Source organism: Frankia sp. AgPm24, from assembly GCF_023243055.1.
GTDB lineage: Bacteria > Actinomycetota > Actinomycetes > Frankiales > Frankiaceae > Frankia > Frankia umida.
Genome location: NZ_JALKFW010000004.1, coordinates 160063 through 181096, shown reverse-complemented (window position 1 = coordinate 181096; position 21034 = coordinate 160063). Strand labels below are relative to the sequence as shown.

The window sequence follows — 21034 nt, the reverse complement described above, 5'->3', positions numbered from 1 at the left end:
ACCTGGGGACGGGGCGCTGCGCTGATGGATGTTCGCCCCGACACGCCGCACCGAGACCACCAACCATTGGCCAGATGTGGCTACATGGAGTAATCAAGCTGCCCCGAGTGCCGGCCCTCCGACGCCGACGTGTTACACCGTCGTGCGGGCCCTGACGGGCTGTCGAGGCGTGAGCGTGACTGCGATGGGTAGGGCGTCGAACCACGAGGCCCATACCCGGACAGGAAGCTCCGTGGACCCTTGCAGCGGCGTACGGTGCAGCGTGGCACCGCTTTCACTCCGGCGGGGTCGCGCTCGATCAGCAGCCGCCGGACGCCCGCCCGCAACCCAGGCCCGACCCAGCACCGCGCGCCGCACGAGCAACATCCGCCATATCCGGGACCTACAGTCCACTGGGGCGACCTACGCTCCGTTTGCCAGCCGAGCCCGTTGCCAGCCGACCAGCTCGCCGGACGAGCACGTCAGACGAGCACGCCGCATGAGCATGCGTACGCCGCACCGAGGAGAGAAGTGCCACCGCGCACGAACACGACGACACGGACGCCCCGGACGACCACCCGGTCCTCCGCCTCTGTCCCCGAGCCCAGCGAGCCCGCAGCGAACGACCGTTCCGACACCGGGACGAGCGGCGCGGCCGGCAGCGCGGGTGCTGGCGCGCCCACGCCCGGCACCGGCACCCGGCTGGTGATCGTGGAGTCGCCGGCGAAGGCGAAGACGATCGCCGGTTACCTCGGGCCGGGTTGGCAGGTCGAGTCGAGCATCGGGCACATCCGGGACCTTCCACGTAGCGCCGCCGATGTCCCGGCCGCGCACCGGGGCAAGCCCTGGGCCCGCCTCGGCGTCGACGTCGACAACGACTTCGAACCGCTGTACGTCGTCTCCCCGGATAAGAAGCTCCAGGTCAGCAAGCTCAAGGCGCTGGTGAAGGAGGCGAGCGAGCTCTACCTCGCGACAGACGAGGACCGCGAGGGCGAGGCCATCGCCTGGCACCTGCTGCAGACCTTGAAGCCGACGGTGCCGGTGAAGCGGATGGTCTTCCACGAGATCACCCCGCAGGCGATCCGCCGCGCGGTCGACAACCCGCGGGAGATCAACGAGAACCTGGTCAACGCGCAGGAGACCCGGCGCATCCTGGACCGGCTCTACGGCTACGAGGTCTCCCCCGTGCTGTGGAAGAAGGTCATGCCGAAGCTCTCGGCCGGCCGGGTGCAGAGCGTGGCCACCCGGGTGCTGGTGGAGCGGGAGCGGGCCCGGATGCGGTTCCGTTCGGCCGAGTACTGGAACATCGAGGGCGTCTTCGCCGCGAGCGTGGCCCGCGCCCCCGGCGCGGAACCGGAACGCACGCCGCTGCCGGCGACCCTGGTCGCCCTGGACGGCGCCCGGGTCGCGACCGGCCGCGACTTCGCCCCCACCGGCGAGCTGACCACGTCCAACGTCACCCGGCTGGACGAGCAGGGCGCGCAGGCGCTCGCCGAGCGTCTGGCGGACGCCGCGTTCGCCGTCCGCTCGGTGGAGACCAAGCCGTACCGCCGCTCGCCGTACCCGCCGTTCATGACCTCGACGCTGCAGCAGGAGGCAGGGCGCAAGCTGCGCTACTCCAGCCAGCGCACGATGCAGATCGCGCAGCGGCTGTACGAGAACGGCTACATCACCTACATGCGTACCGACTCGACGAACCTGTCGGAGACGGCGCTGACCGCCGCCCGCGCGCAGGCCGAGTCGCTCTACGGCGCCGAGTACGTCCCGGCCCAGCCCAGGACCTACACCAAGAAGGTCAAGAACGCCCAGGAGGCGCACGAGGCGATCCGCCCCGCCGGAGATCACTTCCGGACACCCGGGGAGGTGCGGGGTGAACTGGACACCGACTCCTACCGGTTGTACGAGCTGATCTGGCAGCGCACGGTCGCCAGCCAGATGGCCGACGCCCGCGGCACCTCCGCCACCATCCGCCTCGGCGCGACCTCGTCGACCGGGGAGAACGCCGAGTTCTCCGCGTCCGGCAAGGTCATCACCTTCCCCGGTTTCCTGCGTGCCTACGTCGAGGGCGCGGACGACCCGGACGCCGAACTCGAGGACCGCGAGCGGCGACTGCCCGACGTCCGGCAGGGGGACGCGCTCACCGTCCGGTCGCTGACCCCGCGCGGGCACGCCACCAGCCCGCCGGCCCGGTTCACCGAGGCGAGCCTGGTCAAGACGCTCGAGGAACTCGGCATCGGCCGGCCCTCCACCTACGCCTCGATCATCGGCACCATCCAGGACCGCGGCTACGTGTGGAAGAAGGGCTCGGCGCTCGTCCCGAGCTTCGTCGCGTTCGCCGTCGTCGGCCTGCTGGAGGATCACTTCGGCGGGCTGGTCGACTACCGCTTCACCGCGACGATGGAGGACGACCTCGACGAGATCGCCGCCGGCACCGCCGCGTCCACCGACTGGCTCACCCGGTTCTACTTCGGCACCGGCACCAGCACCAACGGCGCCGCCCCCAGCGCCAACAGCGCCAAGGGTGCCACCCCCGTCTCGGACGCGGGCCTCAAGACGCTGGTCAGCGAGCGACTCGGCGAGATCGACGCCCGTGAGGTGAACTCGATCCCGCTCGGGCAGGCCGAGGACGGTGCGACCGTCGTCGTCCGGGTCGGGCGCTACGGCCCCTACGTGCAGCACGGGGAGGGCCGCGCCAGCGTCCCGGAGGATCTCGCTCCCGACGAGCTCACCGTCGAGCACGCACTCGAACTGCTGGCCGCGCCCAGCGGCGACCGGGTACTCGGTGTCGACGCGGCCACCGGCGCGACCATCACCGCCAAGGCCGGCCGGTTCGGCCCCTACGTCACCACTGACACCGACCCGCCGCGCACGTCCAGTCTGCTGCGCTCCATGTCGTTGGAGACGCTGACCCTCGAGGACGCGATCCGGCTGCTCTCCCTGCCCCGCAGTCTCGGCAACGCCGAGGACGGCGAGGAGGTCACCGCGCAGAACGGCCGGTACGGGCCGTACGTCAAGAAGGGCGCGGAGAGCCGCTCGCTCGAGTCCGAGGAGCAGATGTTCACCGTCACCCTGGCGGAGGCGCTGGCGCTGATCGCGCAGCCCAAGGCCCGTGGACGGCGTCAGGCCGCGACCACACCGCCGTTGCGGGAGCTGGGCGCCGACCCGGCCAGCGGCAAGCCGATGGTCGTCCGCGAGGGGCGGTTCGGCCCGTACGTCACCGACGGTGAGACCAACGCGAGCCTGCGCAAGGGCGACGCGGTCGAGACGATCACCGATGCCCGGGCCGCCGAACTGCTCGCGGACCGGCGGGCCCGCGGTCCGGCCACCCCCAAGCGCACCACCCGCACCACCCGCACCACCAAGTCCACGGCCACGGCCACGGCGAAGAGCACGACCGCCAAGGCGAAGACCACGAAGTCGACGACGGCCAAGACCACCAGAACCACGAAGGCCAGCACGGCGAAGAGCGACCCGGCCGCCAGCGCCGAGGCCGAAACCGAGGCCACATCGTCGGCGTCGGCGTCGGCGGCCAAGGTCACCAGGCCCCGGGCGACGAAGTCGACCGCCGCGAAGTCCACCACGGCGAAGACGGCGGCGTCGCGCTCCCGCAGGGCCAGCAGCGACGCGACACCTGCCGCCCAGCCCCCCGCCAGCGGTGATGATGGGGGTGGCGCACCGGCGGCGGCCGCCGGTGACACCGGCCAGGACCGCTGATGGTCCCGCCGCTCGGCCGGTTCCGGGAACCGGCCGACACGGCGGACGCCGAGCCGTCTGACCCCGAACCAGCCGACCCCGGCCCGGCCGTCGCCAGCAACGCCAGCGACAGCAGCCGTGACGACGACAGCGACGACAGCGACGACAGCGACAGCGACGACGGTGGCGACAGCGACGACAGCGGCCGGGGCCGGGGCCCTCGGTGGGGACGGTGGCGGCTGTGGACGGGGCGCACACCCAACCGGCATCCGGTCACCACGGTGCCGAGTCCACCGCCGCTGCAGGGTGGCGACGACAGTGACATTCGCGCGGTGCTGCGCATCCCGGCGTTTCGTCGGATGTGGATTCAGCTCAGCCTGTCCAGTCTCGGCGACTGGATGGGTCTGCTCGCCACCACGGCGCTGGTCACCCAGCTCCAGCAGAGCTTCTCCGGGCAGGCCTACGCGGTCGGCTCGCTGCTGATCGTCCGGCTGATGCCGGCGATGGTTCTCGGTCCGCTCGCCGGCGCGCTCGCCGACCGGCTGGACCGGCGACTGACCATGGTCGTCACCGATGTGATCCGCTTCGGCCTGTTCGCGTCCATCCCGATCATCGGCACCCTCCAATGGCTGCTCATCGCCTCGTTCCTGGTCGAGGCGGTGACGCTGGTCTGGGCGCCGGCCAAGGACGCGAGCGTGCCGCACCTGGTGCCACGTGAACGGCTCGCCGCCGCGAACACGCTCAGTCTGATCATGACGTATGGCACGGCACCGCTGGCGGCCGCGATCTTCACACTGCTGGCGACGATCTCACGCACCCTCGGCCCGAGCGTGTCGTTCTTCCGCGACTCGTCCGTCGATCTCGCGCTGTACTTCAACGCCGCGACCTTCCTCGGTTCGGCCATCGTGATCTGGGGGCTGCCCGGGATCGGCCGGGCCGAGCGCCCCGAGACCCCCGGCACCGAGGTCGGCTTCCTCGCCTCGATCACCGAGGGCTGGCGCTTCGTCGGCCATGACCGGCTGGTCCGCGGCCTGGTCGTCGGCATCCTCGGCGGCTTCGCCGGCGCCGGCTGTGTGATCGCGCTGGGCCGCCTGTACGTCGAGATCCTCGGTGGCGGCGACTCGGCGTACGGCGTGCTGTTCGGCGCGGTGTTCATCGGCCTCGCCGGTGGGATGGCGGCCGGTCCGAAACTTCTCGGTGACTACAGCCGGACCAGGCTGTTCGGCGTCTGCGTGACCGGCGCCGGGATCACCCTGATCGTCGTCGCGGTCATTCCCAACCTGGTGATCGCCTGCATCCTGGTGGTCGCGGTCGGCGCGTTCGCCGGGGTCGCCTGGGTCACCGGCTACACGCTGTTGCAGGCCGAGGTCTCCGACGAACTGCGTGGACGGACGTTCGCCCTGGTCCAGTCCCTGGTACGGATCGACCTGCTGCTGGTGCTCGCCGCCGCCCCCGGGCTGGTCGGGCTGATCGGCTCGCACGGCATCCACCTGTTCGGCAAGGTCACCGTGCGTGCGGATGGTGTCACCGTCGTTCTGCTCGGCGGGGGTCTGCTCGCCGTGACTGTCGGCCTGTTCGCCTACCGGCAGATGGACGACCGAGCCGGCGTCGCCGTCTGGCCCGAACTGTGGGACGCGCTACGGGGACGGCGACCCGTGCCCGTCCGGCCCCGGCACAGTGGGCTGTTCATCTCCGTCGAGGGCATCGAGGGCGCCGGGCGGACCACCCAGATCGCGCTGCTGCGCTCATGGCTGGGCGAGCACGGCCGCGAGGTCGTCGCGACCACCGGCACCGGCGCGACCGAGACCGGCGCGGGCCTGCGCGCCCTGCTGTTCGACCCGGCCCATCGCCTGCACGCCCGCACCGAGGCGCTGCTGGCCGCCGCTGACCGCGCCGAGCAGGTCGCCCGGGTCATCGAGCCGGCACTGGCCCGGGGCGCGGTGGTCCTCACCGACCAGTACGTCGACGCCTCGATCGCCTTCGCCGACCCGGACCGCGGTGTCGAGGCCGCGGAACTGGCCCTGCTCGCCCAGTGGGCGACCCGGGCCCTCATCCCCGACCTGACCGTCCTGCTCGACCTGCCCGCCGACGTCGCCGTCGCCCGCGACGCCACCCCGGCCACCCACACCGCCGCCCATCCCAGCGTTCCCCGCCAGGGCACCCCCGCCGAGGCCGAGGCCGGCCGCGCCGACGCCGACCGTGTCGACCTGGCGCAGCATCAGCGGATTCGGGCGGTTCTGCGCCAACGGGCCCAGCAGGCGTCCTCGCGGTACCTGGTCGTGAACGCGAATCGACCGGCCGAGGAGATCCAGGCCGAGATCCGGGCAGCGGTCTCCCGACGGTTCGTCCGCGAGACGGCGTCCGTCCCGGCCTGAGCGGGCGGGAACAGCCGGCGGCGATGGCGCGTTCACCCGACGGCGGCTGACGGGGGATGATGGTCTGGTGAGCGTCTGGGATGCCCTGGTGGGCCAGGATTCCGTCGTCGCCACCCTGCGCGCGGCCGCGGGCGCCGCAACCATCGCGCTACGTCCGGCGTCCTCTCCGTACGACAGCGCCGCCGAGGCGGACGCGGTGCCGGACCCCACCGGTCCGGGGCCTGGCACCGAGTCCTCCACCGACACCGCACCACCGGGTGCGGGTAGGTCGTCCCGGTCGGGGATGACGCACTCGTGGTTGTTCACCGGGCCGCCCGGGGTCGGGCGGGAGCAGGCCGCGCGGGCGTTCGCGGCAAGCCTGACCTGCGAGCGCGAGCCACCGGGGTGCGGCGAGTGCGCCGGTTGCCACACCGTTCTCACCGACACCGCCACCGACCTGCGAACCGTCACCCCGGAGGGGCTTTCCCTCGGGGTGAAGGACATCCGGGCGCTGGTCCGCGACGCCGCGAGCGCGCCGAGCGCCGGGCGGTGGCGCATCCTGCTGCTCACCGACGCTGATCGGCTCACCGAGGCGGCGGCGAACGCGCTGCTCAAGGCGTTGGAGGAGCCGGCGGAGCGGGCGGTGTTCCTGCTGTGCGCGCCCTCGGTGGAGGATGTGCTGCCCACGATCCGGTCCCGCTGCCGGACGGTCTCGCTGCGGCTGCCCGCCGCCGCCGACGTCCGGGCGATGCTGATCCGCGAGGGTGCCGACGAACGATCCGCGCAGGTCGCGGCCCAGGCGTCCCAGGGGCATCTGGACCTCGCCCGGCGGCTGGCCGGCGACGAGGCCACCCGGACGCACCGCGCGGCGGTGCTGCGCATTCCCACCCGGCTCGGCCGGGTCGGGGCGTGTCTGGCGGCGGCCGCGGACCTGGTCGACGTCGCGAACGCGGACGCCGAGGCCGCCAACTCGGTGCGGGACGAGGCGGAGACGGAGTCACTGAAGACGGCGCTGGGGGTCGGCGCGACGGCGGTCGGCGGGAAATCCCGCTCGGCGAAGGCGTCGAAGGCCGGGGCGAAGAGCCGCACGATGGTCGTGCGCGGCGCCGCGGGGGCGCTCAAGGAGCTCGAGCGCAACCAGAAGAGCCGCGGGCGCCGCACCGTGCTCGACACCCTGGACCGGGCCCTGGTCGACCTCGCCGGGCTCTACCGCGACGTCCTCGCCGAGCAGCTCGGCGCGTCCGTCGAGGCGATCCATCCCGATCACGCCGCCGAGACGGCGGGTCTGGCCGCCGCCGCCACAGCCGAGCAGACCCTGCGCCGCCTCGAGGCGGTCCTGGCCACCCGCACGGCGCTGGCCGACAACCCCGGGCTCGTCCCGCTGCTGGCCGTCGAGTCCCTCACCCTCGCCCTGCGCGACGCCTGACCCACTGGCACGCCTGACCCGCTGGCCATCGGGCCTCGGGCGAGCGGGGCGAACCAGCGCCGGGCCGGCGAATCCGGCCTATTGTGATCGGATGGCCGGCCCAACATCCTTATCGCAGGTCAGGTGACGGCGGATGCCGATGATGTGCGCGGTGGCGTTCTCACCCCGGGGCAGGCTGTACTACGCCGACCCGGGCAGCCTCTCGCCTCGCGTCGGCGACCGGGTCCTGGTACCCACCGAGGCCGGCGACGAGGTCGCCACCTGCGTGTGGGCCGCCCAGTGGGTGTCGCAGGACATCGGCGAACTGCCGGTGCTGCGCGGGCTCGCCGGTCCGGACGACCTGCACCAGGCGGACACGTCCCGGCGTCGGCGGGCGCGGGCCCGGGTGGCCGCCCGGCGTCTCGCCCGCGACCACGACCTGCACATGAAGATCGTCGGTGTCGATCACGTGTCGGCGACCGACGGTTACACGATCTACTTCACCGCGGAGGGCCGCGTGGACTTCCGCGCACTGGTCCGTGACCTCAACCGGACGCTCGCCGCCCGGGTGCGGCTGGAACAGCTCTCCGCCCGCGACAGCGCCCGCGTCCAGGGTGGTATCGGCTCGTGCGGGCGCGACCTGTGCTGCGCGACGTTCCTGACCGATTTCGAACCGGTCAGCCTGCGCATGGCCCGCACGCAGAACCTCGCGCTCAACCCGATGCGGATCACCGGTGCGTGCGGCCGGCTGATGTGCTGTCTGCGCTACGAGCATCCGCTGTACGAGGAGTTCACCCGGGCGGTGCCCGCCGTCGGCGAGCGGGCCTGCACCCCGACGGGTGAGGGCCAGGTCGTGCGGCACGACGTGCCCCGTCAGCAGGTGGTGGTCGCCCTGGACGAGGGCGGTCGGGTCGCCTGCGATCGGGCCGCGGTCTGCCCCTCCCGGCAGGCACACGACGCCGCCCACCCACCCACGGGACGGGCGGACGCCCGTCCACCCACCGGGCCGCGGCACCCGTGACGGCTCATCCCCGCGGCCCCGGCAGCTCCCGGATCACGGGTCGAAGCGGTAGCCCATTCCACGCAGGGTGGTGACCAGTCGACGCTGCGGTGGCCGTCCCTCCACCTTGGTGCGCACCCGGCGGACATGCTCGGTGACGGTCGCCGGATCCTGGAACCGGGTTCCCCACACCTGTTCGAGCAGTTCCTCCCGGCTGAACACCCGCCGCGGATGGCGGGCGAGGAAGGCCAGCAGTTCGTACTCGCGGGCGGTGAGATCGATGCGCTCGCCGGCGACGGCGACCTCACGGGCCCGCAGATCGATCGACACGTCGCCGTAGACCAGCGGATCGTTGCCATCGCCGGCCCGCTGCGGCGGTGGCTCGGCCGGCCGGCGGCGCAGCCGCGCCCGCACCCGGGCGACCAGCTCCCGCAGCGAGTACGGCTTCACCACGTAGTCGTCGGCGCCAAGCTCGAGGCCGACCACCCGGTCGACCTCCTCGGCCCGCCCGGTGAGCATGATCACCGGAACCTCGCTGGTCTGGCGCAGGCGGCTGAGCACCGCGAAGCCATCCATACGTGGCATTGCGACGTCCAGCACCACAAGATCGATCTCCGTGGTCTGGAACAGTCGGAGGGCGGCCTCCCCGTCCGCGGCCTCCAGCACGCGATAGCCGAATCTCTCCAGGCTGCGCGCGAGCGCCACCCGCGATGCCTCATCATCCTCGGCGACGAGGAGAGAAGCTCCTCGCGTCGTCGCTGCAGGCGCAGCGTCCCCAGCCCCGGTCATGGAGCGAAACCCTACGCATCCTCACCGGAACCACTTCGACCGGGGTGGAGATTTGCACCGTTCGACAGGCGAAGAGTGCGAATTTGTAACATTAAGCTAATGCGACCGAGACGCTTCGCAACATGCCGGCCACCATCGGCCATGGTCATGACGTTACGTGAACGACAACTTCGCACCACCCGCGCACCGCACCGACCATGCCACCGCCCTCATCCCGACCGCGGGCCGTCGAGCACCGTCGGCGCCGGTCGGCCGCGGCGTCTGGCATACTCGAGCACGGTCAGCAGTTCCTGACCGTTCGCCGGAGTAGCTCAGTGGCAGAGCAATCGCCTCGTAAGCGATAGGTCGCGGGTTCAATCCCCGCCTCCGGCTCACACCCCGTAGTACCAGCGGTTTCGCCGGGCATTCGCGAGATGGTGCGCTCGCGCCGCTGGCACGGCCGACAACCCTCGATCCGCCGCTTCGATGCGACCGCGCACGAAGGCGACCCACCGCGCACAGTCCAGGCCAGAGCCGGATCGGGGCCACCCGTCCGACGACGATGGGACGCCTCCCCAGACGGCTGACCGGACAAGGACCAGCGTGTGAGGAGGCGCCGCCGCGCCGGGACCGCTCAGGCGGACTTCGGTTCGGCTCCCTGGTCGTGCGATCCGGCCTCCTCGGACTCACGCAACCGCGTGATCGAGAGCAGGATCTCCTTCTCGGCGTCGCCGCGGTCCACCCAGGACGCGCCTTCGACCGACTTGCCGGGCTCCAGGTCCTTGTAGACCTCGAAGAAGTGCTGGATCTCCAGCCGGTCGAACTCCGGCAGGTCGCGCAGATCGCGCAGGTGCTCCTGCCGGACATCACCGACCGGCACGCACAGGACCTTGTCGTCCGGGCCCTTCTCGTCGGTCATCTCGAACATGCCGATGGTCCGGCACCGCACCAGGCACCCCGGGAAGGTCGGCTCCTCCAGCAGGACGAGCGCGTCCAACGGGTCGCCGTCCCGCCCGAGTGTCCCCTCGATGAAGCCGTAGTCCGAGGGGTAGTGGGTGGAGGTGAACAACATCCGGTCCAGCCGGATGCGCCCGGTGTGGTGATCCATCTCGTACTTGTTGCGCTGCCCCTTGGGGATCTCGATGGTCACATCGAACTCGAGGTCCACTCCGCTCCCTGTCTCCTTCATGATCGGGCACGTCCGGACCCTTCCGGACGGCGCACGCGTGTGCACTGCCTTGCGCCGGCCCACGGCGGCTTGCCGGGCAGCCGGTCGACACCGGTCGGGCATCGCGGGCGATGACCGCAGCCCACCCAGTGTCCCGGAAGCCACCGCCCACCCGAACCACACGGTCAGCATCACCACAGCTGCACCGGTCGTTCCTCGGTCCACTGTCATGATGCGGCGACACGCCGACACCAACGACGGTGAGGACGGCGGTTGGACCCGGACCACAGGCCGGTGCATCGGGCACCCGCCGACGGCCCGCTCCCGGGGGGCGGACTACCACCTCACCCCATACGGTGACCTCGCGCCATACGGTGACACAGCGACCGGGCATCCGCCACTGCGGACGTCACGGCGCACTCCGCACGCCCCCGACCGAGCCGGACGCGCCCCCGCCCACCGGCCCGCGTCCGCGTGCACCCGCGTGCACCCGGACGTGTCCGGGCAGGCGACCCATCGCTCACCCTCCCGGGCAGTCGGCGGGTCGGGCCCGGGCCGATTGCGTAGTGTTCAGCTGTGACGTCAGCCGCGTCCGCCGCTCGGGTCGGGGGGCTCACCGCGATCGCTGGAGCCCTGCTCGCGGGCTCGCTGAGCGCCGCCCCCACCGCAGGCTCCGCCGCGCCACCGGGAGCCGGGCCGGGGCGCCCCGGTGTCGCCGCGCTCACCGGGCTCGACCCGGCCGCGCCCGGTGCCGATCCCGCGGCCGTCGCCGCCCGGCTCGGTCCGAGCCTGAGCGATCCACTGCTGGCCGGGCCGGCCGCCTACGTCGTCGACGCGCTGACCGGCCGGGTGCTGCTCGACGTGCGCGGCCAGGAACCGGCCATGCCGGCGTCCACCCTCAAGACGGCGGTGGCCACCGCCGCGCTCGCGACCTTCCCCGACACCCGGCTGCGCACCACGGTGCTCTACAGCCCGCCGGCCGGCGGCGCGCCGACGGCCCCGGGCGGCACGTTGTGGCTCGTCGGCGGCGGCGATCCGACGCTGACGGCGGCACCGACGATCGATCCCGGCGTCTATCCGGCGCCCGCCCGGCTCGCCGATCTGGTCACCCAGGTCCGGGCGGCGGGCATCACGTCCGTCGCCCGGCTCCTCGGGGACGCGTCGCTGTTCACCGGCCCGGACCGGGCGCCCGGCTGGCGCGACAACTACGTGACCGACGGCGACGTCGAGCCGGTGTCCGCCCTCACCGTCGACGCCGGCCGGGCCGCGCCCGGCGCGACCGGGCCGCGTTCCCCGCAGCCCGCCGCCACGGCGACGACGGTGTTCGCGGGGGCGCTGGCCGCCGCGGGCATCCAGGTCGCCTCGATGGGTCTGGGTACCGCCGATCCGACGGCCCGTCGGATCGCCACGGTGGACAGTCCCCCGGTGCGGCTGCTCGTCGAGAAGATGCTCGCCGAATCGGACAACGACCTGGCCGAAAGCCTCGGCCGGCTGCTCGCCCGCCACCGGGGTCTGCCGGCGTCGTTCGACGGCGCGACGCGGGCCGTCACGACCACCCTCGCAGACCTGGGCATCCCCGGCACCGGCACGGCCATCTCGGACGTGAGTGGTCTGTCGACCAACGACCGGGTTCCACCGGCCACCCTGGTGACCCTGCTGCGCCTGGGCGCGCGCAGCACCGATCGTCCGGCGTTGCGCTCGTTGCTGACCGGGCTGCCCGTCGCCGGTTTCTCCGGCACCCTGGCCGACCGGTACGCCACCCCTGACAGCGCCGCCGGGGCGGGCCAGATCCGGGCCAAGACCGGCACTCTGCGCAATGTCACCGGTATCGCCGGTGACGTCGTCGACGCCGATGGTCGCCTGCTGCTGTTCGCGTTCCTGTCGCCGGCCGAGGAGGCCAGTACGACCAAGGCCGCGCTCGACCGGGTCACCTCGGCCCTGGCCGGCTGCGGCTGCCGCCCGGCTCCGGCCACCGTCAGCAACCCACCGGTGCGCTAGCCGCGCCCCACGGGGCGGCCGGAACCGCCCATGAGGCGGGCTTCCTGGGACGGGCTGACCCGACGCGGCGGCAGACCATGGGCGGGCCCGGTACGCTCGTTTTCGTGGACGCCGAGCTGGTCGACTGGGAACTCGCCGTGACGACGGCGAAGAAGCTGGTCCGCCCCGGCCCGCAGATCACCCGGGAGCAGGCCGCCGACGTGGTCGCCGAACTGCGGCGCCTCGCCGTCGAGGCCGAGCGCCATGTGGAGGACTACACCCATCTGTCGCCGGTGGGCGCGGTCACCCCGATCAACGTCGTCGACCGGCCCGAATGGGTGCGGTCCAACGTCGCCGGCCTGCGGGTGCTCACCACCCCGCTGCTGGCGAAGCTCTCCGAGCAGGAGCGGGGCCGGTTCTCCGCCGCCGTCGGGCGCCGGGTCACCGGCGTCCAGCTGGGCACGGCCCTGGCCTACCTGGCCGGCAAGGTGCTCGGGCAGTTCGAGGTGTTCCTCCCCCCGCAGGAGTACCTGGCCGACGGGCTCGTCGGTGCCGACGGGGTGTCCATGGCCACCGGTCGACTCAGCCTGGTCGCGCCGAACATCGCGCACGCCGAGGCGACGATGGGCGTCGTCCCGCGGGACTTCCGGATGTGGGTCTGCCTGCACGAACAGACCCATCGCACCCAGTTCACCGCGGTCCCCTGGCTGCGCGGCCACCTGGAGTCCGAGATCTCGGCGTTCATCCAGGCCACCGACCTGGACCCGGATGTCCTGGCCGACCGGGTGCGCTCGGCCGTGACGGCCGTGCGCGGCGCCGTGTTCGACCGTGGGCCCGACAGCCCCAGCGTCGTCGAGGCGTTGCAGACCCCCGCGCAGCGCGCCGTGCTCGATCGGCTCCAGGCCCTGATGACCCTGCTCGAGGGGCACGCCGACCAGGTGATGGACGCGGTGGGGCCGCGGGTCGTGCCGACCGTGGCCGACATCCGCTCGCGGTTCGAGGGCCGTCGTGACGGCGGTTCACCGATCGACCGCTTCGTCCGCCGCCTGCTCGGCCTGGACCTCAAGATGCAGCAGTACCGCCAGGGTGGCGCCTTCGTGCGGGCCGTCGTCTCGGAGGCCGGGGTGGGTGGCTTCAACGTCGTCTGGGAGTCCCCGACGACCCTGCCGACCCGGGCGGAGCTCACCGCTCCGACCGCGTGGATGCAACGCGTCCTGGGCAGTCGCCCGTCCATCTCGGCGTGAGCCGGTCGGTCCGCGTGCACCTGGGTGCCGGTGGCAGTGCCAACCGGCGGTGTCGGTGACCGCTGCCCTCGCCGACGGCGACCCGCCAGAGCCGGTGCCCTTCTCGGCACCGGTACCCGGTGAGTGGACGACCGACCCGCGACACCCGGGTCCGGGCGGTCGCACCACGCGAGGGCCCGATCCGGCGGTCGCCGCGGTGCGCCTCGCGGTACGGACAGCCATCGATGATCTTGAACCTGGCGCGCTGGTGCTCGCCGCCTGCTCCGGCGGGCCCGACTCCTGGGCGCTGGCGGCCGCACTCGCGTTCGTCGCACCACGCCGGGCGCTGCGGGCCGGTCTGCTGATCGTCGACCATGGTTGGGACGCCGGGTCCGCGACCCGGGCCGAACAGGTCGCCGCCCGCGGGCGTGACCTGGGCCTTCGTCCGGCCGAGGTGCTGGTCGCGCACACCGCGCGCTCCGAGGGGCTGGCCCGGGACGCCCGCCGCGTGGCACTGCTCGACGCGGCGGCCCGGCTCGGCGCCGGTGCCGTCCTGCTCGGGCACACCCTCGACGACCAGGCCGAGACGGTCCTGCTGCGGCTGGCCCGGGGCGCCGGTGCCCGCTCGCTCGGGGGGATGCGGCCGCGGCTGGGGCTTCTGCGGCGCCCGCTGCTCGAGCTGCGCCGGGCCGACACCCGCGCCGCCTGTCAGGCACTCGACCTGGCCTTCTGGGATGATCCGAGCAACGCCGAGCGCGCTTTCGCCCGGGCCCGGGTCCGCCACAGTGTGCTGCCGCTGCTGGAGGCCGAACTCGGCCCTGGCATCACCGAATCCCTGGCCCGCGGCGCCGAGCTGCTCCGGGCCGACGCGGACGCGTTGGACTCCGCCGCCGCGGCGGTCTACGCCACGCTCGCCAGCCACGGCGCCGACGAGAACCAGGCCCGTCATGACCGGCCCCATCCGGACCAGGCCGGTCAGGTCGGCGGGACCGGGCGTGGTCAGGTCACCTTCACGGTCGCGGCGCTGGCCGCGCTGCCCACGGCGATCCGTGGTCGATTGCTGCGCCGGGCCGCGCTCGAGGTCGGGACGTCGGCGTCGGCGCTGCGCGCCGAACACGTCTGGGCGGTGGAGGATCTCGTCACCCGCTGGCGTGGCCAGAAGCCGGTGCCGCTGCCCACCGGTGTGCTCGCCCGCCGCTGGGACGACCGGATCACCCTGACCGGCCCGCGGGTTCCCACCACCGCGCCGACGGGGTGGAACTCGGCGGCGGCGGGATGGCCCTCGGCGGCGGGATGGCTCCCGGCGGCGGACCCGCACCCGCCGGGGAACCAGCACCTGCCGGGCACCCCGGACCTGTCAGGAGACCCGGACCTGTCAGCAGACCAGGAGCCGGCGTACCCGGAGGAGGACGATCCTGTGAGTCAGGTCGCGACAACAACCGCCGAGGGCGAACATCCCGAGAACGGACATCCCGAGAACGGACATCCCGGGAGCGGACATCCCGGGAGCGGACATCCCGATATCGACGAGGTGCTGGTGTCCTCGTCCGAGATAGCGGTGAAGATCGCGGAACTGGCGGCGCGGGTCGACGCCGACTACGCCGGACGGGAGATCCTGCTCGTCGGGGTGCTCAAGGGCGCCGTGATGGTCATGGCCGACCTGTCCCGGGCGCTGCACGTCCCGTTGACGATGGAGTTCATGGCGGTCTCGTCCTACGGGTCCTCGACGTCGTCCTCCGGCGTGGTGCGCATCCTCAAGGATCTGGACCGCTCGATCGAGGGCCGGGACGTTCTCGTCGTCGAGGACATCATCGACTCCGGGCTGACCCTGTCCTGGCTGCTGAAGAACCTGCGGTCGCGGGGGCCGGCCTCGTTGGAGGTGCTGGCGCTGTTCCGCAAGCCCGAGGCGATCACCGTCGACGTGGACGTGCGCTACGTCGGTTTCGACATTCCCAGCGCCTTTGTCGTCGGGTATGGACTCGATTACTCCGAGTACTATCGGACCCTGCCGTTTGTGGGCACCCTGACTCCCGCCGCCATCGAACGCGGCGCGCCGGGCTGAGCGGACCACCCGACCGCGACGCCACCCCGAAACCACCGTGGCGTCACTCACAACGACCATCCCGTCACTCGGAACAGCGCCGGCCGCCGATCCGTTGGTCGGATGTGCGCGCGGTGAGACACGCGCACCGGCGGTACCCTCGGCACAAGGGAATCCCGATCGAGGGCAGTACACACGTCAGGAGGGCGGAGCGCTCGTGTCCGGTGCTCCAGACAGATGACTCCAAGAAGAATCTTCCGCGGCTGGGTACCACTGCTGCTCCTGGTGCTGTTCGTGATCATCCTCACGACCGGTGTCCTGTCGGGCCCCAGTGAGTACGGCAAGCGCGACCTGAACTTCGTCCAGCAGCAGATCGACGACGGCCAGGTCACGAAGGCCAAGCTCCAGGACTCCAAACAGCTCATCCAGATCACCACGAAGGACGGCAAGAAGTACGAGTCGTCCTACGTCAGTGAGCAGGGCGTCAACCTCGCCAACGAACTGCGCAACAAGCGGGTCAACTACGACGTGTCGGTCGACCGCGGGAACATCTTGGTCTCGCTGCTGCTCAACCTCCTGCCTGTCCTGCTCGTGGTCCTGCTGCTGTTCTTCTTCATGAACCAGATGCAGGGCGGCGGCAACCGGGTCATGAACTTCGGCAAGTCCAAGGCCAAGCTGGTCAGCAAGGACACGCCGAAGACGACCTTCTCCGACGTCGCCGGCGCGGACGAGGCCATCGAGGAGCTGCAGGAGATCAAGGAGTTCCTGGAGAACCCGGGCAAGTTCCAGGCCATCGGCGCGAAGATCCCCAAGGGTGTTCTGCTCTACGGCCCGCCCGGCACCGGTAAGACGCTGCTCGCCCGAGCGGTCGCCGGTGAGGCCGGGGTGCCGTTCTACTCGATCTCCGGGTCCGACTTCGTCGAGATGTTCGTCGGTGTCGGCGCGAGCCGGGTCCGTGACCTTTTCGAACAGGCCAAGGCCAACGCCCCGGCGATCATCTTCGTCGACGAGATCGACGCCGTCGGCCGCCACCGCGGGGCGGGTCTTGGCGGTGGGCACGACGAGCGCGAGCAGACCCTCAACCAGCTGCTCGTCGAGATGGACGGGTTCGACGTCAAGGGTGGGGTCATCCTCATCGCGGCGACGAACCGCCCGGACATCCTCGACCCCGCGTTGCTGCGGCCTGGCCGGTTCGACCGCCAGATCGTCGTTGACCGGCCGGACCTGCTCGGGCGCACCGCGATCCTGCGGGTGCACGCCAAGGGCAAGCCGATCGGGCCGGACGCCGACATGACCGTCATCGCCCGGCGCACGCCCGGCTTCACCGGTGCGGATCTCGCCAACGTGCTGAACGAGGCGGCGCTGCTCGCCGCCCGGTCCAACCTGAAGTTCATCTCCTCGGCGCTGCTCGAGGAGTCGATCGACCGGGTGATGGCCGGGCCGGAGCGCAAGACCCGCGCGATGAGCGACAAGGAGAAGAAGCGCATCGCCTACCACGAGGGCGGGCATGCCCTCGTCGCGCACGCGCTGCCGAACTCCGACCCGGTTCACAAGGTCACGATCCTGCCGCGCGGTCGGGCGCTGGGTTACACCATGCAGCTGCCGCTGGAGGACAAGTACCTCTCGACCCGGTCGGAGATGCTCGACCGGCTCGCCGTCCTGCTCGGCGGGCGCACGGCCGAGGAACTCGTCTTCCACGACCCGACCACCGGGGCCAGCGACGACATCGAGAAGGCCACCCAGATCTCCCGGGCGATGATCACCCAGTACGGGATGAGCGACCGGCTCGGGGCGATCAAGTTCGGCACCGAGAACAGCGAGGTGTTCCTCGGCAAGGAGGTCGGGCATCAGCGCGACTACTCCGAGGATGTCGCCAGCGAGATCGACGTCGAGGTGCGCCGGCTCATCGAGGCCGCCCACGACGAGGCCTGGGAGGTCCTGGTCACCTACCGGGATGTTCTGGACAACCTGGTGCTGCGCCTGATGGACATCGAGACCCTGAGCAAGGACCAGGTCGAAGAGATCTTCGCCACGGTGCAGAAGCGCCCTGTGCGCGGCATCTACACCGGTGTCGGTCGGCGAATTCCGTCCGACCGGCCGCCGGTGCAGACCCCGGCCGAGCTGGGTCTCGTTCCCAGCAGCGTGGCGGATCTGGTCAAGGACCCGAGTCCTGCTACCGGTGGCCCCGGTCCCGGTGGTGCCGAGCACGGTGGTCCGGGTTACGGCGGCAACGGTGGCGGTAACGGCGGTCCGGGTTACGGTGGCAATGGTGGGAATGGCGGGGCCGGGGGTCACGGTTATCCCCAGGGTCCCCTCGGTCCGCCCCCCGCCGGTGACGGTTCCGCTCCGGAGGGGCAGCCGCGGATCGCGAACCCCTGGGCTCCGCCGAGTTGGCCGAGCGACGATGAGAGGAGACGTCGCTGATGACGTCCGACTCCACCAACGGGCTGGCCTCGGTCGACGCCGAAGTGCTCGACCCGCTCCCGACGGCCGCCGGGAGCGCGGTGACGCCCGGGAGCATCGTGGCGGGCGAGCTCACCGCCGCGCAGGTGCGGGATCGGGGCCGGCCCCGCCAGGTCCGCCCCTTCGACCATGACCGGGTGGCCCGAGCGGTGCGCGAGCTGCTCATCGGCATCGGTGAGGACCCGGACCGTGAGGGCCTGCGCAAGACGCCGGACCGCGTGGCCAGGGCCTACCGGGAGGCGGTGGAGGGCCTCGGTCGCGAACCGGCCGAGGTGCTCACGACCGTCTTCGACGAGGGCCATGACGAGATGGTGCTCGTGCGTGACATCGACTTCTCGTCGCTGTGCGAGCACCACCTGGTCGTCTTCTCCGGGAAGGCGCACGTCGCCTACATCCCGAACAACCGGGGCCAGATCACCGGCCTGTCGAAGCTGGCCCGCCTGGTCGATCTCTACGCCCGGCGCCCGCAGGTACAGGAGCGGCTGACCTCGCAGATCGCCGACGCCCTGGTCGACGTCCTCGAACCCCGCGGGGTGATGGTCGTCGTCGAGGCGGAGCATCTGTGCATGTCGATGCGCGGTGTACGCAAGCCCGGCGCGACCACGGTCACCTCGGCCGTGCGCGGTCAGTTCCTCAGCACCGCCACCCGCAGCGAGGGCATGTCCCTCATCCTGCGCGGCGGCCGGCACTAGGCACACCAGGCGAGCCGGCGGCGCGGGCGAGAAGACACCTTCCCCGCCGCCGGCTCACCGCCCGCGGAGCGCGGGCTGGCAGCCGTGTGTCACAGGCGGCAGGCCTGGATGCCGGAGACCAGGATGCCGCGGGCGCCCAGGTCCCACAGGTTGTCCATCGTGCGGTTCACATCGGCGCGCAGCACCATCGCCCGGACGGCGACCCACTCCTCCCGCTGCAACGGGGAGATCGTCGGCGACTCGTAGCCCGGAGTGATCTCACAGGCCTTCTCCAGCACCGCGGTCGGCACGTCGTAGTCCATCATCACGTACCGGCGGGCGACGAGCACACCCTGCACCCGACGCAGCAGCCGCTCATGGGCCGCCGAGAGCGTCGACCCGCGCTTGACGATGACGATCGCCTCTGAGCGCAGCACCGGCTCGCCCAGCAGCTCCAGCCCGGCGGCCCGCAGCGTGCGCCCGGTCTCCACCACATCGGCCACCGCGTCGGCCACCCCGAGGCGCACGGCGGTCTCCACCGCGCCGTCCAACGTGACGATGGCCGCCGGGGTGATGCCCCGACCGGCGAGATCGGCCCGTACGAGCGCCGGGAAAGACGTGGCGATCCGCTTGCCCTGCAGATGGTCCGCGTCCGGATACTCGCCCTCGGGGGCGGCGTAGTGGAAGGTCGCGTGCGCGTAGCCGAGCGGGAGCAGCTCCTCCGCGGCGGCGTTGCTGTCCAGCAGGAGGTCGCGGCCGGTGATGCCGAGATCGAGCCGCCCGGACCCGACGTACACAGCGATGTCACGCGGGCGCAGAAAGAAGAACTCGATGTCGTTCTCGGCGTCGAGGACCACGAGCTCCGCGGCCTCGCGCCGGGCCTCATAGCCGGCGTCAGCCAGGAGCTGGCTGGAGGCCGCGGACAGCGACCCCTTGTTGGGCACCGCGATACGAAGCATGGCCACTACTCAGTGTCTGTAGGAATGCACCGGGAGATGTTCACAGGTGGGAGTATACGTCGTCGAGGGAAAGACCCAGGGAAATCATCATCAGCTGACTCCAGTAGAGCAGCTGGGAGATCTCCTCGGCGGCTCGCTCCCGGCCTTCGTGCTCGGCCGCCATCCAGGCTTCCGCGGCCTCCTCGACCAGTTTCTTACCCAGATGGTGAACGCCCCGGTCGAGCGCCGCGACCGTGCTCGAACCGGACTCCCGTCGCTGCCATTTACCGGTGACCTCGACAAAGAGTTCGTCAAATGTTTTTCCGCGTGATGCGTGCGATGTTCCGGCGGTCGCCGCGGCGGGGGCGCTGTCGCCCACCGCGGACCGGTCGACGGACGCGGACGGCGACGAGCCGGGCCGATCGGCAGGAACCATGACCGGCATGCTACCTGCGCCCGCCCGCGTCAATCCGTCTCGTCGGGCCCGCGGCCGGCGCGAATGCTGTTGACTGGATGACTGTGTCCCCGCCCGCCCTTGTCGCCACCGACCTCGACGGAACCCTGATTCACAGCGACGGGTCCGTCTCGGCGCGCACCCGCGCGGCGCTGCGGCGGGTGCGTCACCACGGCGCCACCGTCGTGTTCGTGACCGGGCGTCCGAGCCGCGTGATGGCGAACATCGCCACCCAGGCCGCGGTCGGCGGCCTGGCGATCTGCGCCAACGGCGCCCTGGTTTTCGATCTTGATGCGGGTGTCACCGTCAGTCAGCGCCAGCTGGCCGTCGCCACCGCGCTGCGGCTCGCGCACGGCATCCGGGCCGCGGTGCCCGACGCGTCCTTCGCGGTGGAAAGCGGCGGGAGGTTCGGCCGGGAGGCGGCCTTCGAGACGATGTGGCCCGATCCCGAGGAGCTGGTCAGCGCCTACCCCGAGCTGCTGACCGCGCTGCCGGCGACGAAGCTGCTGGTCCGCAGGGCCGGCGGGCTGCCCTTCACCGAGGTCTACGAGGCGATTCTCGCTCTGGCCGGCACGGAGGCGGTGGTCACCACGTCCTGCACGGACCTGCTGGAGATCGCCGGAGCCGGGGTGTCCAAAGCGGTGGCGCTGGCGGAGCTGGCGGCCCGACATGGACTGTCCGCCGCGGACGTGATCGCTTTCGGTGACATGCCCAACGATCTGCCGATGTTCGCCTGGGCCGGGCACGCGGTGGCGGTCGCCAACGCCCATCCGGACGTCCTGGCCGCCGCCGACGAGATCACCGCGTCCAACGACGAGGACGGCGTGGCGCTCGTCCTGGAACGGCTGTATCCGGCCGACGGGTGAACCCGCGCCTTCTCACCGGCCGCCGGAAGTCCGG

General features: G+C 71.8%; 14 protein-coding genes and 1 tRNA gene. 11 read left to right on the top strand and 4 right to left on the bottom strand.

Annotated features, from left to right (window positions below; all coding sequences use genetic code 11):
* The first annotated feature begins 510 nt into the window (after positions 1 to 510).
* From topA to MXD61_RS02890, 4 genes are all read left to right on the top strand, one after another.
* Positions 511 to 3693 (top strand): type I DNA topoisomerase, encoded by a 3183-nt coding sequence (gene topA / locus MXD61_RS02905; protein ID WP_248811307.1) that lies wholly within the window; start codon positions 511 to 513, stop codon positions 3691 to 3693.
* Positions 3693 to 6047 carry a dTMP kinase gene (gene tmk, locus MXD61_RS02900; protein ID WP_248811306.1) on the top strand — a complete coding sequence of 785 codons (2355 nt, stop codon included), beginning with the start codon at positions 3693 to 3695 and terminating at the stop codon, positions 6045 to 6047. The genes topA and tmk overlap by 1 nt, the downstream gene beginning before the upstream one ends.
* A 67-nt stretch (positions 6048 to 6114) precedes the next feature.
* Positions 6115 to 7452, top strand: a complete 1338-nt coding sequence (locus MXD61_RS02895; RefSeq protein ID WP_248811305.1) for a DNA polymerase III subunit delta' — start codon at positions 6115 to 6117, stop codon at positions 7450 to 7452.
* Between the two features lie 142 nt (positions 7453 to 7594).
* Entirely contained in the window at positions 7595 to 8452 is an 858-nt protein-coding gene (locus MXD61_RS02890; RefSeq protein ID WP_374628363.1) for a stage 0 sporulation family protein, read from the top strand.
* Positions 8453 to 8485: 33 nt separating this feature from the next.
* Here MXD61_RS02890 and MXD61_RS02885 read toward each other — a convergent pair whose 3' ends face one another.
* Positions 8486 to 9220, bottom strand: a complete 735-nt coding sequence (locus tag MXD61_RS02885) for a response regulator transcription factor (RefSeq protein WP_163548077.1) — start codon at positions 9218 to 9220, stop codon at positions 8486 to 8488.
* 300 nt (positions 9221 to 9520) lie between these two features.
* Here MXD61_RS02885 and MXD61_RS02880 point away from each other — a divergent pair.
* Positions 9521 to 9592, top strand: a tRNA-Thr gene (locus MXD61_RS02880).
* A gap of 241 nt (positions 9593 to 9833) precedes the next feature.
* On the opposite strand, the gene MXD61_RS02875 is transcribed toward MXD61_RS02880, so the two are convergent.
* A complete protein-coding gene (locus MXD61_RS02875) occupies positions 9834 to 10388 on the bottom strand; it encodes an inorganic diphosphatase (RefSeq protein WP_248811303.1) in 555 nt (184 codons plus the stop codon).
* A 555-nt stretch (positions 10389 to 10943) separates the two neighbouring features.
* Between MXD61_RS02875 and dacB the strand changes: the two genes are divergently transcribed.
* The 5 genes from dacB (at position 10944) to folE (ending at position 18763) form a co-directional block, all read left to right on the top strand.
* A complete protein-coding gene (gene dacB / locus MXD61_RS02870; protein ID WP_248811302.1) occupies positions 10944 to 12365 on the top strand; it encodes a D-alanyl-D-alanine carboxypeptidase/D-alanyl-D-alanine-endopeptidase in 1422 nt (473 codons plus the stop codon).
* 104 nt (positions 12366 to 12469) lie between these two features.
* The gene (locus MXD61_RS02865; protein WP_248811301.1) at positions 12470 to 13588 is read left to right on the top strand and encodes a zinc-dependent metalloprotease; all 1119 of its coding nucleotides are present in this window, start codon (positions 12470 to 12472) and stop codon (positions 13586 to 13588) included.
* A gap of 94 nt (positions 13589 to 13682) precedes the next feature.
* The gene (hpt, locus tag MXD61_RS02860) at positions 13683 to 15629 is read left to right on the top strand and encodes a hypoxanthine phosphoribosyltransferase (RefSeq protein WP_374628361.1); all 1947 of its coding nucleotides are present in this window, start codon (positions 13683 to 13685) and stop codon (positions 15627 to 15629) included.
* Between the two features lie 216 nt (positions 15630 to 15845).
* Positions 15846 to 18032 carry an ATP-dependent zinc metalloprotease FtsH gene (ftsH, locus tag MXD61_RS02855; protein ID WP_248811300.1) on the top strand — a complete coding sequence of 729 codons (2187 nt, stop codon included), beginning with the start codon at positions 15846 to 15848 and terminating at the stop codon, positions 18030 to 18032.
* A complete protein-coding gene (gene folE, locus MXD61_RS02850; RefSeq protein WP_248811299.1) occupies positions 18032 to 18763 on the top strand; it encodes a GTP cyclohydrolase I FolE in 732 nt (243 codons plus the stop codon). The genes ftsH and folE overlap by 1 nt, the downstream gene beginning before the upstream one ends.
* A gap of 89 nt (positions 18764 to 18852) precedes the next feature.
* Here the strand turns inward: folE and hisG are convergent, their stop codons facing one another.
* Together hisG and MXD61_RS02840 are read right to left on the bottom strand one after the other, a co-directional pair.
* Positions 18853 to 19701: an ATP phosphoribosyltransferase gene (gene hisG / locus MXD61_RS02845; protein ID WP_248811298.1), complete on the bottom strand. Its 849-nt coding sequence runs from the start codon at positions 19699 to 19701 to the stop codon at positions 18853 to 18855.
* A 40-nt stretch (positions 19702 to 19741) separates the two neighbouring features.
* The gene (locus MXD61_RS02840; RefSeq protein WP_248811297.1) at positions 19742 to 20116 is read right to left on the bottom strand and encodes a phosphoribosyl-ATP diphosphatase; all 375 of its coding nucleotides are present in this window, start codon (positions 20114 to 20116) and stop codon (positions 19742 to 19744) included.
* Between the two features lie 77 nt (positions 20117 to 20193).
* On the opposite strand from MXD61_RS02840, the gene MXD61_RS02835 reads away from it, so the two are divergent.
* The gene (locus tag MXD61_RS02835) at positions 20194 to 21000 is read left to right on the top strand and encodes a Cof-type HAD-IIB family hydrolase (RefSeq protein ID WP_248811296.1); all 807 of its coding nucleotides are present in this window, start codon (positions 20194 to 20196) and stop codon (positions 20998 to 21000) included.
* The last annotated feature ends 34 nt before the right edge of the window (positions 21001 to 21034 follow it).

Coding starts and splice junctions, on each gene's coding strand:
- MXD61_RS02840 (WP_248811297.1), bottom strand. CDS start 20,116: ATGGTTCCTGCCGATCGGCCCGGCTCGTCGCCGTCCGCGTCCGTCGAC.
- hisG (WP_248811298.1), bottom strand. CDS start 19,701: ATGCTTCGTATCGCGGTGCCCAACAAGGGGTCGCTGTCCGCGGCCTCC.
- ftsH (WP_248811300.1), top strand. CDS start 15,846: ATGACTCCAAGAAGAATCTTCCGCGGCTGGGTACCACTGCTGCTCCTG.
- MXD61_RS02875 (WP_248811303.1), bottom strand. CDS start 10,388: ATGAAGGAGACAGGGAGCGGAGTGGACCTCGAGTTCGATGTGACCATC.
- MXD61_RS02890 (WP_374628363.1), top strand. CDS start 7,595: ATGTGCGCGGTGGCGTTCTCACCCCGGGGCAGGCTGTACTACGCCGAC.
- tmk (WP_248811306.1), top strand. CDS start 3,693: ATGGTCCCGCCGCTCGGCCGGTTCCGGGAACCGGCCGACACGGCGGAC.
- folE (WP_248811299.1), top strand. CDS start 18,032: ATGACGTCCGACTCCACCAACGGGCTGGCCTCGGTCGACGCCGAAGTG.
- MXD61_RS02835 (WP_248811296.1), top strand. CDS start 20,194: ATGACTGTGTCCCCGCCCGCCCTTGTCGCCACCGACCTCGACGGAACC.
- MXD61_RS02885 (WP_163548077.1), bottom strand. CDS start 9,220: ATGACCGGGGCTGGGGACGCTGCGCCTGCAGCGACGACGCGAGGAGCT.